The organism is Phreatobacter aquiterrae (assembly GCF_053471285.1).
In genome coordinates, this window is the sequence record NZ_JBJPHW010000005.1 from 238,324 (window position 1) to 253,070 (window position 14,747).

Here is a 14,747-nt window from a genome sequence, read left to right on the forward strand (position 1 = left end):
CGACATGGCGGGCAAAACCGTCACGCGCGCTGATCTTTGCGAAGCCGTCTACCAGAAGGTGGGGCTGTCGCGGACCGAGTCCGCCCAGCTCGTCGAACTGGTGCTGAAGGAAATGACGGATTGCCTCGCCGACGGCGAGACGGTGAAGCTGTCCTCCTTCGGCTCGTTCATCGTCCGCTCGAAGGGCGAGCGCATCGGGCGCAACCCGAAGACGGGACAGGAAGTGCCCATCGCCCCGCGCCGGGTGATGGTGTTCAAGCCGTCCAATATCCTGAAGGCCAAGATCAACGGCCAGAGCCACGAAGGCCTGAAGGACTGAAGCGGGCGAGGGCTTCAATCCGCTGACGTTGGGTCAAACGCCATTGCAGGTCTGCCACGAATCCGCCACCGTCTCGCGGCCCGATGGCGCGACCTGCGGGCTCCCTCACACGAACCGGATTGATGGTGGACAAGGCCCCCGACGCATATCGCACGATCAGCGAGGTTGCCGACGACCTCGATCTGCCGCAGCACGTTCTCCGCTTCTGGGAGACGCGCTTCGGGCAGATCAGGCCGCTGAAGCGTGGCGGCGGGCGTCGCTACTACCGCCCGGAAGACATCGATCTCCTGAAGGGGATCCGCCATCTTCTCTATGGCGAGGGCTACACGATCCGCGGCGTGCAGCGGATCATCAAGGAAAGCGGCGTCAAGGCCATCCAGGCCCTCGGACGCGGCGATGGGGCTGCAGGCCTCCAGAAGCCCAGGGGTCCCGAGATCATCGACCCGCTGGACCGTGCGCCTCCGCTGGCGCACGAGGGCGGCGCCGTCGTGTCGCTGGCGGCGCCCCAGGCCGGTCATCCGGCGTTTCCGGCCTCTCAGGCCGTCCGACAGCATGAGCCGGCCGTCGGCCCGCATCAGCATGTCACCGAGGTGGACGAGGCCGACGACGAGGACGAACCTCTCGATCTCCCGGCGGTGAGGCATCTGGCCGGCGCATCATCCGGGCCGGTGATTCCGGCGGCCGGGCCCGCTGCCCGCGCCGAGGTCTCGTTCCATTCCCAACCGAAGGGCGCGCCGTTTCCCGTTCCCGCCGCTGCTGTGCGGCCCGTCCAGCCGGTGATCGAGGCGCATGACGCCATGCCGTCGGCGCGCGGGCGCGGCGTCGCACCGGTGGCAGCCGACCCGGCGGCTCCCGTCGTCAGGGGGCTCGCCATCGACGACGTCCGTCGGCTCCAGGCGGCCCTCTACGAACTCCTTGAGTGCCGCAAGCGTCTCGACGAAGCCTTCGACGGGCGCTGACGCCCTACCGGCGCCACGACGGCTGGGGTGGCGGTGGAGGCGCATGGGCGGCCTCCTCGATGCGCCGGCGCATGTGATCGGCCACGTCCCGGACCGGCGACAGGCTGCGATCGAGTTCCCCGGCCTGCTGGTTGGCGAATTCGAGTTCCGAAATGATCTTGTCGACCCGGGCCAAGGCCTCGGGATCCGGCCGTGTCACGAATTCCCCACCGAACAGGATCAGCAGGGGTCCCACCGGAATGAGCAGGCTGAGAGCGATTGTCACCTGCCACAGCAGGTTGCGGTCCTCGAAGCTCGTGGCGTTGAAGGCGCCGACATAGGCGGCGCCGATGGCGGGCGGCAGCAGCAGGACAATGCCGATGCCGATCCATCCGCCGATCCGGGGTCTGAAGCGCGTCGTGAGTTGCATGGCGATATCCGTCCCGCAGCATTCGACGCCAGTGTGCTGCGACAAGGCACCGGGCGGCAAGACCACCTGACGATGCGGCAGGTCGAGTCCGGGTGGCAGGGACGCACCCCGTCAGAAGATGCTGTAGCCGCCGTCGATCACGAGTGTCTGGCCGGTCTGGTAGCTGGACGCGCCGCTCATCAGATAGACCGCGATGCCGCCGAAATCCGCCGGTGCACCGAATCGCCGCGCCGGGATGCGTGGCGCGACGGCCTTGACGAATTTCTCGTCGCCAAGCGCCTTCGCCGTCATGTCGGTCGCGATCCAGCCGGGGAGAACGGTGTTCGCTGTGATCCCGTGGCGGGCGAGTTCCACCGCGATGGCGCGGACAAAGGAGTTCACAGCACCCTTGGAGGCCCCGTAGTGCTCGTTGTAGGCGGCGCCCTCGATCGAGGCGACGCTCGATGTCGCCACCAGCCGGCCGAAGGGATCTCCTGCTTTCGCCCGTTCGACCATGTGCCTTGCGGCAACCTGGAAGCAGTGCGCGACACCCTCGACGTTGGCGGTCATGACGCGCCGCCAGTCATCCATGTCGCGGTCGACGAAGGGACCCTTGTTCTGTCCCGTGATGCCGGCATTGGCGAAGACGCCATCGACCCGCCCGTGGTCCTTGAGTGTCGCGGCGAAGGCCGCCTCGACGGACGATCGGTCCGCCACGTCGCAGACCTGAGCGGACGCCGTGGCGCCGAGGGCCCGCAGACGCGCCACGGCCCCTTCGTTCTTCGCGACGTTGCGACCCCAGACCGAGACAGTGCAGCCGGCGCCGGCAAGCGCCTCCGCCATGCCGAGCCCGATGCCGCCATTGCCGCCGGTGACGATGGCCACGCGGCCGGAGAGATCGAAAAGGTCGGGCATGGAGGGTCCTCGCTGTCGCTTCTCGCGGAGGTCCATCCGACCCGCCGGCGGGCGGTGTCGTCAATTCCGTCGTGCGAGAGAGGCGCGCACGATGGGCCACCCGGAGGTCAAACCCTGTTCGGTACGGTCTCGTCGCGACGGCGGAGGATCCACAGCACCGCAGTCGCCATCGCCACCATCCAGACCTTGCCGAGAACCATGCCGGGCAGCAGCGAGACCGAACCAAAGGCGAGCCAGAGGAATAGCGTACTGTCGATGATGGTCCCGACCAGGCTCGAGGCGAGGACGGCGGAGATCAGGCGCCGGCGCGCCAGCGGCGTATAGACGGCGGTGTCTGCGAGTTCGGAGAACAGGAAGGCGGCCGCCGAGGCCAGGGCGAGGGCAGGGGGCGCGACGAACCACGACAGGCCCGCTCCCACGGCGATACCTGCCAGGGCCCAGGCGAGGCCGAGCTGGCGCTGGACGACATCACGCAGCACCAGTGCAAGACCGATCATGAGAACCCCGCTCGGCGCCATCAGTCCGAAGCCCACGGGGATGAGGCACGGGCCTCCCGGTACGCAGGTCGTGCCGAGATTGCCGATGAGCCAGTTGGCCGTCGGAATGGTGGCGACGAAGGCGAGAAGAGACATGAAGCGCAGCATGGACTTGTCGTTCGCAAAGGCAGGGAGGCGGCTGTCTAGACGCTGGGACGCGTCGGGTCACGCCCTTTTCGGCATGGGGCGTGACCGGTCGGCGGGAATGTCCTAGAGGGAGGCCATGACTCCCTCGACCGAACCCTCCGTGTCGACCGACCGGCCGCCGGCGTTGCGCGGCTGGCTCGATGCCTTCGGCCGCATCGTCTCCGCAGCCATCGCGAGGCTCGGCCGGCCGGTCCGCCCCAATGCCGCTCCCGGCCTCAGGCTGTTCGACAACTGGGCCGAGAGGTTCAGCGCGGCGTTGATCGGTTTGGCGCTTGTTCTGGCGGGCATGGCCTACGTCGACCCGGTCCTCCAGGGGCTTCGCGGCTCCCTGTCGGGATCCACCGCAGTCTTCTGGGAAATGGTGACCGATGTCGGCAGGTCCGGCTGGGTGCTCATCCCGAGCGGCGTGATGATCCTGGTGATTCTCGCTGTCGCGCCGCCGGTGCGCAGCTTCGCCGACCGGCTGATGCTGTCGCTCGTCGCGCGTCTCGCCTTCGTCTTCATTGCCGTCGGCGGCTCGGGTCTCATCGTCACGACGGTGAAGCGCATCATCGCTCGCGGCCGCCCGCGCTATTTCGAAGAGTTCGGTTCGCTGCACTTCCAGTTTCCGAGCTGGCAGGCGTCCTATGCGAGCTTCCCGTCGGGCCATTCCCAGACGGCCTTCGCCATCGCGCTCGCCTTCGCGGCGCTGTTTCCGCGCTGGCGAAAGCCGTTGATCGCCGCGGCCCTCGTCGTGGCCACCAGCCGCGTCGCGGTGGACGCGCACTATTTCACCGACATCGTCGCCGGCTCGCTCTGGGGGGCCTGGTTCACCATCATGACGCGCGACTGGTTCGCGCGCCGCGGTCTCGTCTTCGCCCCCGGCCCCGATCGGCGGCCGTTTCCCATGCCCTGGCGACGGGTCCGGCAGGCGCTCGGACAGATTGCCCGGCGCCTGCGGCCCTGATCATCCGCCCGCCGCCTTCATCCGGTCGAAGCCCGCCGCAAGATCCGCCTGCAGATCGGCGACGTCCTCGAGGCCGATCTGGAAGCGCAACGCCGTGCCGCCCGGGTTCCAGGTCGTGACCGTGCGGTAGGGGGCGCAGTCGAACGGTACGACGAGGCTCTCGTAGCCGCCCCACGAATAGCCCATGCCGAAGAGCTCCAGGCCGTCCAGGAAAGCCGCCAGCGCCTTTTCGGAGACGGGGTGCAGGATGACCGAGAAAAGGCCGGACGCGCCTTTGAAGTCGCGCTTCCAGATTGCGTGGCCCGGATGGGAGGGGAAGGCGGGATGCAGGACAGTCTTCACCTCGGGACGCCCGGAGAGCCATTCGGCCATGGCCATCGCCTGGCGGCCGGCCTCGTCGAGGCGCAGCTTCATGGTTCGGAGACCGCGGAGCGCCAGGAAGCAGTCCTCCGGGCCGGCGCCGATGGCCGTGAGGTCGAAGGTCTCCTTCAGGGCGGGCCAGGCCCTCTCGTTCGCCGTGACCAGACCCATCAGCAGGTCGGAATGGCCGCCGAGATACTTCGTGCCCGCCTCGATGGCGATGTCGGCACCGCGCTCGTGCGGCGGGAAGTAGAGGGGCGTCGCCCAGGTGTTGTCCATGACAATGAGCGCGCCCTTCGCATGGGCGGCCTCGGCGATCGCCGGAATGTCCTGCATCTCGAAGGATTGCGATCCCGGCGCCTCGGTGAAAACGACCGTGGTATTTGGTCGCATCAGGGCGGCGATTCCCGCGCCGATGAGCGGGTCGTAATAGGTCGTCTCGACGCCGAAGCGCTTCAGCACGCTGTCGGCATATTGGCGCGTTGGCCGGTAGACGGAATCGGTCACCAGCATGTGATCGCCGGCCTTGAGGCACGACTGCAGCGCGATGGCGATGGCGGCGAGGCCCGAGGGCACAAGCACGGTGCCCGCCGCTCCGGAAATGTCGGTCCAGGCCTCTTCGAGCGCCCGCGTCGTGGGGGTTCCCTTGGTGCCATAAACGAATTTCTGCCGGCGGGTCTTCAGTTCCTCGTAGGTCGGGTAGAGGACAGTCGATCCCCGGTAGATCGGTGTGTTGACGAAGCCGAATTGATCCGCCGGATGGCGGCCGCCGAGGACGAGGCGCGTGCGCTCGGAAAGGCGCTTGGGATCGGAAGGGCCAGCCATGCCTGCCTCGAAGTGTTGGGAGTGCGGTCGAAAAGGAGTGCGCCGAACGCGATGCGCGCCGCATTTCCGCGGCCCGACAGGTCAACGTCAAGCCCTTGACCCCCGTTCGAAGATGGCCTGTGATGCGTATATGCGGGGTCTCCGGGATGTCAGACCGGGACGAACAAGCCTTCCAGGCGCCCGCTGGGAAAAACAAGCCACAATCAGAGTGGGAAAGGCTGCCACCATGAAACGTATCGTATCGACCCTCGCGCTCGGAGCCGCTCTCGGCCTCGGCGCGACGGCGGCGCTGGCTCAGGCGCCGAACACCCTGCGCAACATCCAGAACAAGGGCTTCGTCCAGTGTGGCGTGACCCAGGGCCTGGCGGGCTTCTCGACGCCGGACAGCGCCGGCAACTGGACGGGTCTCGACGTTGACCTGTGCCGGGCGCTCGCCGCCGCCATCTTCAACGATCCGACCAAGGTGCGCTTCTCGCCGCTGTCGGCCAAGGACCGCTTCACGGCCCTGCAGTCGGGCGAGATCGACGTCCTGTCGCGCAACACGACCTGGACGCTCCAGCGTGACACCTCGCTCGGCCTGAACTTTGCCGGAGTCAACTACTATGACGGCCAGGGCTTCATGGTCCGCAAGTCGCTCAACGTGAAAAGCGCGCGCGAACTCTCGGGAGCGTCGGTCTGCGTCCAGACCGGCACGACGACCGAGCTCAACGTCGCGGACTTCTTCCGCGCCAACAATCTGAAGTACGAGCCGGTGGTGTTCTCCACGGCCGACGAAACCGTGAAGGCTTATGATGCCGGCCGCTGCGATGTGTTCACCACCGACGCATCCGGCCTCTATGCCGAGCGCGTGAAGCTGGCGAAGCCCGACGACCACATGGTGCTGCCGGAGATCATCTCGAAAGAGCCGCTCGGCCCCGTGGTCCGCCACGGTGACGACCAGTGGTTCGATATCGTCAAGTGGACCCACTTCGCCATGATCACGGCCGAGGAACTCAACATCTCCAAGGCCAATCTCGACCAGATGCTGCAGTCGACCAACCCGGAGATTCGCCGCGTGCTCGGCGTAGAGGGCAATGCCGGCGAGGCCCTGGGCCTCACCAAGGACTGGGTCGTCCGCATCGTCCGCCATGTCGGCAACTACGCCGAGACGTTCGACCGCAACGTCGGTCCTTCCACCCGCCTTGGCATCGCTCGCGGTCTCAATGCGCTGTGGACCAAGGGCGGCCTGCAATACGCTCCGCCCATTCGCTGAGCGCGCCCAAAAAACCGGCGCAACCGACTAGACATGATCATCGTCCCGGGTCCACGATCCGGGACGACCATCCGGTGAAGACAACGGCTCTCCATTGAGGGGGCACTCACCGGGCCAGAGCAGGGGATGGCGATAATGACGGACGGCGCGTTGCCGGCTCGCGGGACGAGTGCGCCCAAAGTGGCGTTCTTCAATGATCCCAAGACGAGAAGCCTGATCTTCCAGGGACTGGCTCTGGCGCTTCTTGTCTTCGTGATCTTCACGGCGGTCTCGAACGCCGTCACCAACCTGCGCAACCAGAATATCGCCGGAGGCTTCGGCTTCCTGCAACAGACCGCCGGGTTCGGCATCTCCCAGACGCTGATCCCCTGGGGCGAGGCCATGTCCTATGGCCGGGCCTTCGTCGTCGGCCTCTTGAACACGCTGCTCGTGGCGGTCGTCGGCATCTTCCTGGCGACGATCCTCGGCTTCATCGTCGGCGTCGCGCGCCTGTCGCCCAACTGGGTGATTGCCAAGATCGCCTACTGGTATGTCGAGATCATCCGCAACCTGCCGCTGCTGTTCCAGATCCTGTTCTGGTACCTCGCGGTGCTGGCCGCCATGCCGACTCCGCGCAATTCCCACTCGCTCTTCGGCATTTTCTTCGCCAACCAGCGCGGCATCACGGCCCCCAAGCCCATCTTCGAGCCGGGTTCCGGCTATATCGGAATCGCCCTCATTCTCGGGGTGATCGCGGCCTTCGCCGTGCGGTCCTGGGCGCGCAAGAGACAGGCTGAAACGGGCCAGCAGTTTCCGGTCGTCGCCAGCATGATCGGCCTCATCGTCGGCCTGCCGCTGGTGGCCTATGTCATCACGGGAATGCCGGTCTCCTTCGACTATGCCCAGCAGGGCCGCTTCAATCTCTCCGGCGGCATGACGCTGATTCCTGAATTCGTCGCCCTGACGGTTGCGCTGGTCGCCTACACCGCCGCTTTCATCGGCGAGATCGTCCGCGCCGGCATCCAGGCCGTCAGCCACGGCCAGACGGAGGCCGGCCGCTCGCTCGGGCTCCCCGAGGGGCGCATCCTCAACCTCATCGTCATTCCACAGGCGCTGCGGGTGATCATTCCGCCGCTGACGAGCCAGTATCTCAACCTGGCGAAGAACTCCTCGCTCGCCGTCGGCATCGGCTATCCCGACATGGTGTCGGTCGGCGGCACGATCCTCAACCAGACGGGCCAGGCCATCGAGATCATCGCCATGTGGATGGGGTGCTACCTGACGATCTCCATCGTCACGTCGATCTTCATGAACTGGTACAACCAGCGCATCGCGCTGGTGGAACGGTGAGGGCTGAGGTTATGACCACGTCCTTCACGCGAACCGAACTGCTCCAGCCCGCGCCGCCGCCGGCCAGTCTGGTGGGCCCGATCGGCTGGATGCGCGCCAACCTGTTCTCCAGCCCGCTGCAGGCCATTCTGACCCTTGTCGGCGCCTATATCGCCTATACGCTGGTCTGGACCTTCGTCGATTTCACCATCATCCGTGCCGTTTGGACCGGCGAGGATCGCGATGCCTGCCTCGACGACAAGGTGGGCCGCTCGGTGGGGGCCTGCTGGCCCTTCGTCTGGGCGAAGTTCGGCCAGTTCATGTACGGCTTCTATCCGGTCGAGGAACGCTGGCGCGTGAACCTGACCTATCTCTCCGCCATCATCCTGCTGGTCCCGCTGCTCATCCCCTCGCTCCCCCACAAGGCGTTGAACGCGATCCTGTTCTTCGGCGCCTTCCCCATCCTCGCCTTCAATCTTCTCTACGGCGGGTCGATCATCAATCCGTGGCTGTCGTTCATCGGCTGGCTGGCCATTCTGGCCGCCATCGGCCTGCTCGTCGCCTACGTCATGAGCCGCGTCGAGGGGCCGCCGAACCAGTTTTACCTGCAATACGGGCTGGTGGCGCTGGCAACCGGGATCGCCCTGCTTCTCATCGTCCGCACGGACATCTTCGCCAACCCCGCCCTGCCAATCGTCGAGACGCGCCAGTGGGGCGGCCTGCTCGTCACGCTGGTCGTCGCCACCACGGGGATCGTCGCAGCCCTGCCAATCGGCGTCGCGCTGGCGCTCGGCCGGCGTTCGAAGATGCCGATCATCCGCTTTCTGTCGGTGGCGCTGATCGAGATGGTGCGCGGCGTGCCGCTGATCACCGTCCTGTTCTTCGCGACCTACATGCTGCCGCTGTTCCTCGAGCGCTCGCCGGACGCCATGGTTCGCGTGCTGGTCGGCGTGTCGATCTTCTCCGGCGCCTACATGGCGGAGACGATCCGCGGCGGCCTCCAGGCCATCCCGAAGGGGCAGTTCGAGGGCGCCATGGCGCTCGGCCTGAACTATCCGCGCATGATGAGCCTGATCGTCATGCCGCAGGCGCTGAAGCTCGTCATCCCTGGCATCGTCAATTCCTTCATCGGCCTGTTCAAGGACACGACGCTCGTCTCGATCGTGGCGATCTTCGATCTTCTCGGCGGCATCAGGGCCGGGTTCACCGATCCGCAGTGGGCGACCCCGGTGACGCTCTACACGGGCTTCGCCTTCGCCGGGATCATCTATTTCGCCTTCTGCTACTTCATGTCCCGCTACTCGATCTTCGTCGAGAACCGTCTCAACACCGGACGCCGCCGCTAAGAGCGGCACCCGCCAGACTTCCAGGAGTTCCGAATGGCCAATTCTTCCATCGCCAAGATGCCGACGACGAAGAACGAACTCGCCGTCTCCATCACCGGGATGCACAAGTGGTACGGCGAGTTCCATGTGCTCAAGGACATCAACCTGACGGTCCATCGCGGCGAGCGCATCGTCATTTGCGGCCCGTCCGGGTCGGGCAAGTCGACCATGATCCGCTGCATCAACCGGCTCGAGGAGCACCAGCAGGGCACGATCATCGTCGACGGGATCGAACTCACCAACGACCTGAAGAAGATCGACGAGATCCGCCGCGAGGTCGGCATGGTGTTCCAGCATTTCAACCTGTTCCCGCACCTGACCATCCTCGAGAACTGCACGCTGGCGCCGATCTGGGTGAAGAAGATGCCCAAGAAGGAGGCCGAGGAAGTCGCGATGCACTACCTCACGCGCGTGCGCATTCCGGAGCAGGCGCTGAAATATCCCGGCCAACTCTCCGGCGGCCAGCAGCAGCGCGTGGCCATCGCGCGGGCGCTGTGCATGAGCCCCAAGATCATGCTGTTCGACGAGCCGACCTCGGCCCTCGATCCAGAAATGGTCAAGGAGGTGCTCGATACCATGGTGGGTCTGGCGGAGGAGGGCATGACCATGATGTGCGTCACCCACGAGATGGGCTTCGCCCGGCAGGTCGCCAACCGCGTCATCTTCATGGACTACGGGCAGATCATCGAGATGAACGAGCCGAACCAGTTCTTCTCCAACCCGCAGCACGAGCGCACCAGGCTGTTCCTGTCACAGATCCTGCACTGATCGGGGACGAGTGGGAGGGTCGCTCGTGGCCACCCTCGCGAGCCAACTGCTGCCTTTGCTGGCGGCTTCCAGCCTTGGCCTTCTCGCTGGTGCGTTGCTGGCCGAAGACCGGCTGCTGGTGCCCTACTGGCGCACGCTTTCGGCGGAGACATTCTATGCGCTGCACCCGACCTATGGACCGCTCCTCTATCGCTTCTTCGCACCGCTGACCATGGCAGCGCCGCCAGCCGCCGTGCTGGCGGCTGTGCAGGTCGCTCTGCAGTCTGGAAGCCTTGCGCTGCGTAGCCTTACCGCGATCGCAGCTGCTGTTCTGGCCTGCAGCCTGGTTGCCATTTACCTTCTGTATTTCAAGTCGGCCAACGAAGCCTTCGTGCGGCGCGCCGTGGCTGACGCAGACCTGCCGTCGGCCCTGGCGCGTTGGGCGACCTGGCACCGGGCACGCGTTGTTGCTTGTGTGTCTTCCTTCGTCCTATCGCTCGTGACCCTTGTCGCCTGACAGGAAGTCCGCGAAGTGCCGCCGGAACGCTTGGCTCACGTCTCTTGTCCGGTCGCCACCGGGCAGTCCTCGCGGGCGCCCCACTCGGCCCAGGAGCCGTCGTAGAGGCCGGCCGGCTGCTTGCCGAGCGCGTCGATGGCGAGCCAGAGAATGGCGGCCGAGACGCCCGAGCCGCAACTCGTGATGATCGGGCGATCGAGGTCGACGCCATTCTGCTCGAAGACCTGCCGGATGCGCTCCTGCGAGACGAGGCGGCCGTTCTCTATCAGCCCGTTGAACGGCACGTTCAGACTACCCGGCATGTGGCCGGATTTCAGGCCGGCGCGCGGCTCGGGCGTCTCGCCGCGGAACCGGTCGGCCGGGCGGGCGTCGACGACCTGCGCCTTGCCACCCGCAAGGGCCTTCTTGACGTCGCCGAGATCGGCGACGGCGCCATGATTCTGGCGGGCTGTGAGGTGGCGCGCCTCGCGGGCGCGGGCCGGGCCGGTCTCCAGCGGGCGGCCTTCGGCCACCCACTTCGGCAGGCCGCCGTCCAGGATGAAGACCCGTTCGACGCCGAAATTGCGGAACATCCACCAGACGCGCGGGGCGGCAAACAGACCGGCGCCGTCATAGATCAGCACCGACTTGCCGTCGCCGATACCGAGCTTGCGGCAGGCGGCCGAGAAGACAACCGCGGACGGCATCATGTGCGGCAGGTCGGAGGAGGTGTCCTTCACCGTGTCGATGTCGAAGCGCTGGGCGCCGGGAATGTGCCCGGCGAGGAACTCGGCTTCCGCATCGCGCCCCATCGTCGACAGATAGTAGGACGCGTCGAGGATGATGAGGTCGGGAAAGTCGAGATGGTCGGTGAGCCACTCGGTCGAGCGCAGCCAGGGTGAGGGCAGGGTGGTCACTTGGGTTCTCCTCAGGCGAACACGACGCGGACGCGTCGGTTCTGCTTGCCTTTTTTCTCGATAGCGGAAATCGCCAGGCTTCCGATCTCGCCGGTCCGGCGCACATGGGTGCCGCCGCAGGGCTGTAGGTCGAGGCCGGCGATGTCGACAAGTCGGACCTTGCCGGATCCCATCGGCGGCTTCACCGACATGGTCTTGACGAGGCCCGGATTGGCTTCCAGCTCCGCATCGGTGATCCAGCGTTCGGTCACGGCTGCATCCTTGCCGATGAGGTCGTTGAGGCGAGCAGTGATGTCGTCCTTGTCGAGGCCGGATTCGGGAATGTCGAAGTCGAGCCGGCTTTCCTTCGTGCCCACCGACCCACCTGTGACGGGGTAAGGCAGCACCACCGAAAGGAGGTGAAGCCCCGTGTGCATGCGCATGCGCGCGTAGCGGGACGGCCAGTCGATCCGTGCGATGACCTTCGCGCCGACCACGGGCGCCGCCGTTCCGGGCGTGAGGACGTGAATGATGTCAGCCTTGGTCTCGCCATAGACGGCTGTCGCGACGGGCAACTCGGCACCTTCGAGGATGAGCACACCTGCATCGCCGGCCTGGCCGCCGCCAGTAGGGTAGAAGACCGATCGATCGAGTTCGACGCTGACAGCACCATTTGTCTCGGTCACTGCGACGACAGTGGCCTTGCATTCCGTCAGATAGGCGTCGTCGCGAAACAGGAACTGGGTCGGCATCAGGTCACCGGCAGGAGATCCACGAGAGGAAGCGGCGGCTGTTCCAGCCAGGCCGGAACCGCGAGCCCTTTGCCTCGCAGGAAGGCGGGATCGTAGATCCTGGACGCATAACGGAAGCCGTAGTCGCACAGAATGGTCACGACGGTATGGCCGGGCCCCAGGTGGCGGGCAAGCCGCATCGCGCCGGCGACATTGATTCCGCTGGACGGCCCTACGCAGAGCCCCTCATGCTCGAGCAGGTCGAACATGACCGGGATCGCCTCCTCGTCCGGAATCTGGAAGGCGACATCGACCGGCGCGCCCTCGATATTCTTCGTCACCCGTCCCTGCCCGATGCCCTCGGTGATCGAGGATCCGCTGGCCTTGAGCACGCCGTTGGTGAACCACTCGTACATCGCCGCGCCCATGGGATCGGCGCAGCCGATGGTGATCCCCGGCGACCTGTCCTTCAAGGCCATGGCGATGCCGGCGAGCGTGCCGCCCGAGCCGATGGCGCAGACGAAGCCGTCGATCTTCCCGTCCGTATCGCGCCAGATTTCCGGGCCGGTGGTCTCGATATGGGCCTGGCGGTTGGCGACATTGTCGAACTGGTTCGCCCAGAAGGCGCCGCTGGGGTTCTCGCGCGCCAGACGTTCGGCCGTCCGTGCCGAGACCTTCACGAAGTTGTTGGGGTTGGCATAGGGCACGGCGGGCACCTCGATGAGGCGGGCGCCGAGCTGGCGCAGCGTGTCCTTCTTCTCCTGCGACTGGGTTTCCGGGATGACAATCACGCAGTCGAGGCCGAGGGCGCGGCCGACCATGGCGAGGCCGATGCCGGTGTTGCCGGCGGTGCCCTCGACAATGGTGCCGCCCGGGCGCACGAGGCCCTTCGCAATGGCGTCGCGCACCAGGTAGAGCGCCGCCCTGTCCTTGACGGACTGGCCGGGATTCATGAATTCGGCCTTGCCGAGAATGGTGCAGCCGGTCGCCTCGCTCGCCCTGTTGAGACGGATCAGCGGCGTGTTGCCGATGACATCGACGACGTTGGCGGCAAGCGACATTCAAGGGCTCCGGGCCGGGCCTGGACAGGCAGCGGGACGCTATCTGAGCGCCGCCGCTGGCTCAACCCCGCCGCCAGGCCGACAGAGGCTCAGTCGCGGCGATAGACCATCTGCCGCACATCGATGCCGCCGGTCCGGAAACCCGCCTCGCAATAGAAGAGATAGTAGAGCCACATGCGGCGGAAGCGGTCGTCGAAACCGAGTGGAACAATGGTGTTCCACGTCTCGTTGAAGCGGTCGGCCCAGGCGTGCAGGGTGCGGGCATAGTCCTGTCCGAATCCCATGTCGTTCTCTACGGCGAGGCCGCTGCCACGCGGCAGGTCGCGCATATGGGTCGGGGTCGGCAACATGCCGCCCGGGAAGATATAGGCGCGGATGAAGTCGATCTCGCGGACGTAGTCGCTGAAATAGGCCTCGTCGATCGTGATCGCCTGAATGCCGGCGCGGCCGCCGGACGCCAGGCAGGCGGCGACCTTGTCGAAATAGGTCTGCCAGTACTCCTTGCCCACCGCCTCGAACATCTCGATGGAGGCGACCGCGTCATAGACGCCGCGCTCGTCGCGGTAGTCCTGCAGTTTGATCGTCACCCGATCCGCAAGTCCGGCTTCCGCCATGCGACGGGTGGCATGGTCGAACTGTTCCTGCGAAAGCGTCAGACCCGTGATCCTCGCGCCGAACTCGCGGGCTGCGACTTCGGCGAAGCCGCCCCAGCCGCAGCCGATCTCGAGCACGTGGTCGCCTGGCTTGAGATGAAGCTCCCGGGCGAGCCTGCGGTACTTGGCCAGTTGGGCCTCGTGGAGCGTTTCGGCGCCCGTCTCGAACAGCGCCGAGGAGTAGGTCATGGAGGGGTCGAGCCAGGCGCGATAGAAGGCGTTGCCGAGGTCGTAATGGGCCGCGATATTGCGCCGCGCCTGGGTCTTCGTGTTGCGGTTGCGCCAGTGCCGGTAGCGGTGCAGGAGCCGCGCGAGGGGGTTGAACCGCGTCAGGTTGCGGACGGCGTGCATGTTCACGGCGAAGAAGTGCAGGAACCCGGACAGGTCCGGAGTGTCCCACTCGCGACGGATGAAGGCCTCGGCAAAACCGAGATCACCGTCGAGGATCAGACGGCGCGCAAAGGCAAGGTCGTGGACGATCATTTCGGCGCTGGGGCCGGGTTCCTTCCCCCGGAACAGAAGCCGGCGGCCGTCCGGCAGGCGCATGGTCAGGACGCCGTAGCGAATGCCGAGCGGATAGCCGAGGGCCAGCCTGAGGACGGAGGGCAGGCCCCGCGTCGCGCGTCGCAGTGTTTCTTTCGTGACTTCGATGGTGTCGGCGAAGGGACGGGTCTGCTGTTGGGTGATGGTCATGGGCGGAACGAAGCCTTCCGATAGGGCGGAATGAATCGGTCGCACCGGGAATCTTGCGATTCGCGGACCGTCCCAGATGCATCAGGAGAACTCGGACGGGTAACCGCAATCGACTTCGACGTCTGGTGCC

At 66.1% G+C, this 14,747-nt stretch carries 16 protein-coding genes; 8 read left to right on the forward strand and 8 right to left on the reverse strand.

Annotated elements, in window-relative coordinates:
- Window positions 1-4 precede the first annotated feature (4 nt).
- Together ACJ4V0_RS10230 and ACJ4V0_RS10235 are read left to right on the forward strand one after the other, a co-directional pair.
- A complete protein-coding gene (locus ACJ4V0_RS10230; RefSeq protein ID WP_448299467.1) occupies window positions 5-319 on the forward strand; it encodes an integration host factor subunit alpha in 315 nt (104 codons plus the stop codon).
- A gap of 125 nt (window positions 320-444) precedes the next feature.
- Window positions 445-1,278, forward strand: a complete 834-nt coding sequence (locus tag ACJ4V0_RS10235; RefSeq protein WP_448299525.1) for a MerR family transcriptional regulator — start codon at window positions 445-447, stop codon at window positions 1,276-1,278.
- Between the two features lie 4 nt (window positions 1,279-1,282).
- Here the strand turns inward: ACJ4V0_RS10235 and ACJ4V0_RS10240 are convergent, their stop codons facing one another.
- From ACJ4V0_RS10240 to ACJ4V0_RS10250, 3 genes are all read right to left on the reverse strand, one after another.
- Entirely contained in the window at window positions 1,283-1,687 is a 405-nt protein-coding gene (locus tag ACJ4V0_RS10240) for a hypothetical protein (RefSeq protein WP_448299468.1), read from the reverse strand.
- Between the two features lie 111 nt (window positions 1,688-1,798).
- Window positions 1,799-2,581: an SDR family NAD(P)-dependent oxidoreductase gene (locus tag ACJ4V0_RS10245; protein ID WP_448299469.1), complete on the reverse strand. Its 783-nt coding sequence runs from the start codon at window positions 2,579-2,581 to the stop codon at window positions 1,799-1,801.
- Between the two features lie 107 nt (window positions 2,582-2,688).
- Entirely contained in the window at window positions 2,689-3,225 is a 537-nt protein-coding gene (locus ACJ4V0_RS10250; RefSeq protein ID WP_448299470.1) for a VUT family protein, read from the reverse strand.
- A gap of 115 nt (window positions 3,226-3,340) precedes the next feature.
- Here ACJ4V0_RS10250 and ACJ4V0_RS10255 point away from each other — a divergent pair, with 115 nt between their 5' ends.
- Window positions 3,341-4,210 carry a phosphatase PAP2 family protein gene (locus ACJ4V0_RS10255; RefSeq protein WP_448299471.1) on the forward strand — a complete coding sequence of 290 codons (870 nt, stop codon included), beginning with the start codon at window positions 3,341-3,343 and terminating at the stop codon, window positions 4,208-4,210.
- On the opposite strand, the gene metC is transcribed toward ACJ4V0_RS10255, so the two are convergent.
- On the reverse strand, window positions 4,211-5,395 hold the full coding sequence (metC, locus tag ACJ4V0_RS10260) for a cystathionine beta-lyase (RefSeq protein WP_448299472.1): 1,185 nt from the start codon (window positions 5,393-5,395) through the stop codon (window positions 4,211-4,213).
- A gap of 226 nt (window positions 5,396-5,621) precedes the next feature.
- Here metC and ACJ4V0_RS10265 point away from each other — a divergent pair, with 226 nt between their 5' ends.
- The 5 genes from ACJ4V0_RS10265 to ACJ4V0_RS10285 all read left to right on the forward strand — a co-directional run bounded on the left by ACJ4V0_RS10265 (window position 5,622) and on the right by ACJ4V0_RS10285 (window position 10,604).
- A complete protein-coding gene (locus tag ACJ4V0_RS10265; RefSeq protein WP_448299473.1) occupies window positions 5,622-6,647 on the forward strand; it encodes an amino acid ABC transporter substrate-binding protein in 1,026 nt (341 codons plus the stop codon).
- A 135-nt stretch (window positions 6,648-6,782) separates the two neighbouring features.
- Window positions 6,783-7,976, forward strand: coding sequence for an amino acid ABC transporter permease (locus ACJ4V0_RS10270; protein ID WP_448299526.1), 1,194 nt, complete (start codon window positions 6,783-6,785; stop codon window positions 7,974-7,976).
- Between the two features lie 11 nt (window positions 7,977-7,987).
- Complete coding sequence (locus tag ACJ4V0_RS10275; protein WP_448299474.1) at window positions 7,988-9,301, forward strand: amino acid ABC transporter permease; 1,314 nt, start codon at window positions 7,988-7,990, stop codon at window positions 9,299-9,301.
- A 33-nt stretch (window positions 9,302-9,334) separates the two neighbouring features.
- The gene (locus tag ACJ4V0_RS10280; protein ID WP_448299475.1) at window positions 9,335-10,108 is read left to right on the forward strand and encodes an amino acid ABC transporter ATP-binding protein; all 774 of its coding nucleotides are present in this window, start codon (window positions 9,335-9,337) and stop codon (window positions 10,106-10,108) included.
- Window positions 10,109-10,133: 25 nt separating this feature from the next.
- Window positions 10,134-10,604: a hypothetical protein gene (locus tag ACJ4V0_RS10285; RefSeq protein ID WP_448299476.1), complete on the forward strand. Its 471-nt coding sequence runs from the start codon at window positions 10,134-10,136 to the stop codon at window positions 10,602-10,604.
- Window positions 10,605-10,639: 35 nt separating this feature from the next.
- Here the strand turns inward: ACJ4V0_RS10285 and sseA are convergent, their stop codons facing one another.
- The 4 genes from sseA to ACJ4V0_RS10305 all read right to left on the reverse strand — a co-directional run bounded on the left by sseA (window position 10,640) and on the right by ACJ4V0_RS10305 (window position 14,617).
- Window positions 10,640-11,491, reverse strand: coding sequence for a 3-mercaptopyruvate sulfurtransferase (sseA, locus tag ACJ4V0_RS10290; protein WP_448299527.1), 852 nt, complete (start codon window positions 11,489-11,491; stop codon window positions 10,640-10,642).
- A gap of 20 nt (window positions 11,492-11,511) precedes the next feature.
- Complete coding sequence (locus tag ACJ4V0_RS10295; RefSeq protein WP_448299477.1) at window positions 11,512-12,231, reverse strand: alanyl-tRNA editing protein; 720 nt, start codon at window positions 12,229-12,231, stop codon at window positions 11,512-11,514.
- Entirely contained in the window at window positions 12,231-13,271 is a 1,041-nt protein-coding gene (locus ACJ4V0_RS10300; RefSeq protein ID WP_448299478.1) for a cysteine synthase A, read from the reverse strand. The genes ACJ4V0_RS10295 and ACJ4V0_RS10300 overlap by 1 nt, the downstream gene beginning before the upstream one ends.
- An 89-nt stretch (window positions 13,272-13,360) precedes the next feature.
- Window positions 13,361-14,617, reverse strand: coding sequence for a class I SAM-dependent methyltransferase (locus tag ACJ4V0_RS10305; RefSeq protein WP_448299479.1), 1,257 nt, complete (start codon window positions 14,615-14,617; stop codon window positions 13,361-13,363).
- Window positions 14,618-14,747 lie beyond the last annotated feature (130 nt).

Coding starts and splice junctions, on each gene's coding strand:
- ACJ4V0_RS10230 (WP_448299467.1), top strand. CDS start 5: ATGGCGGGCAAAACCGTCACGCGCGCTGATCTTTGCGAAGCCGTCTAC.
- ACJ4V0_RS10240 (WP_448299468.1), bottom strand. CDS start 1,687: ATGCAACTCACGACGCGCTTCAGACCCCGGATCGGCGGATGGATCGGC.
- ACJ4V0_RS10245 (WP_448299469.1), bottom strand. CDS start 2,581: ATGCCCGACCTTTTCGATCTCTCCGGCCGCGTGGCCATCGTCACCGGC.
- ACJ4V0_RS10250 (WP_448299470.1), bottom strand. CDS start 3,225: ATGCTGCGCTTCATGTCTCTTCTCGCCTTCGTCGCCACCATTCCGACG.
- ACJ4V0_RS10255 (WP_448299471.1), top strand. CDS start 3,341: ATGACTCCCTCGACCGAACCCTCCGTGTCGACCGACCGGCCGCCGGCG.
- metC (WP_448299472.1), bottom strand. CDS start 5,395: ATGGCTGGCCCTTCCGATCCCAAGCGCCTTTCCGAGCGCACGCGCCTC.
- ACJ4V0_RS10265 (WP_448299473.1), top strand. CDS start 5,622: ATGAAACGTATCGTATCGACCCTCGCGCTCGGAGCCGCTCTCGGCCTC.
- ACJ4V0_RS10270 (WP_448299526.1), top strand. CDS start 6,783: ATGACGGACGGCGCGTTGCCGGCTCGCGGGACGAGTGCGCCCAAAGTG.
- ACJ4V0_RS10275 (WP_448299474.1), top strand. CDS start 7,988: ATGACCACGTCCTTCACGCGAACCGAACTGCTCCAGCCCGCGCCGCCG.
- ACJ4V0_RS10280 (WP_448299475.1), top strand. CDS start 9,335: ATGGCCAATTCTTCCATCGCCAAGATGCCGACGACGAAGAACGAACTC.
- ACJ4V0_RS10295 (WP_448299477.1), bottom strand. CDS start 12,231: ATGCCGACCCAGTTCCTGTTTCGCGACGACGCCTATCTGACGGAATGC.
- ACJ4V0_RS10300 (WP_448299478.1), bottom strand. CDS start 13,271: ATGTCGCTTGCCGCCAACGTCGTCGATGTCATCGGCAACACGCCGCTG.
- ACJ4V0_RS10305 (WP_448299479.1), bottom strand. CDS start 14,617: ATGACCATCACCCAACAGCAGACCCGTCCCTTCGCCGACACCATCGAA.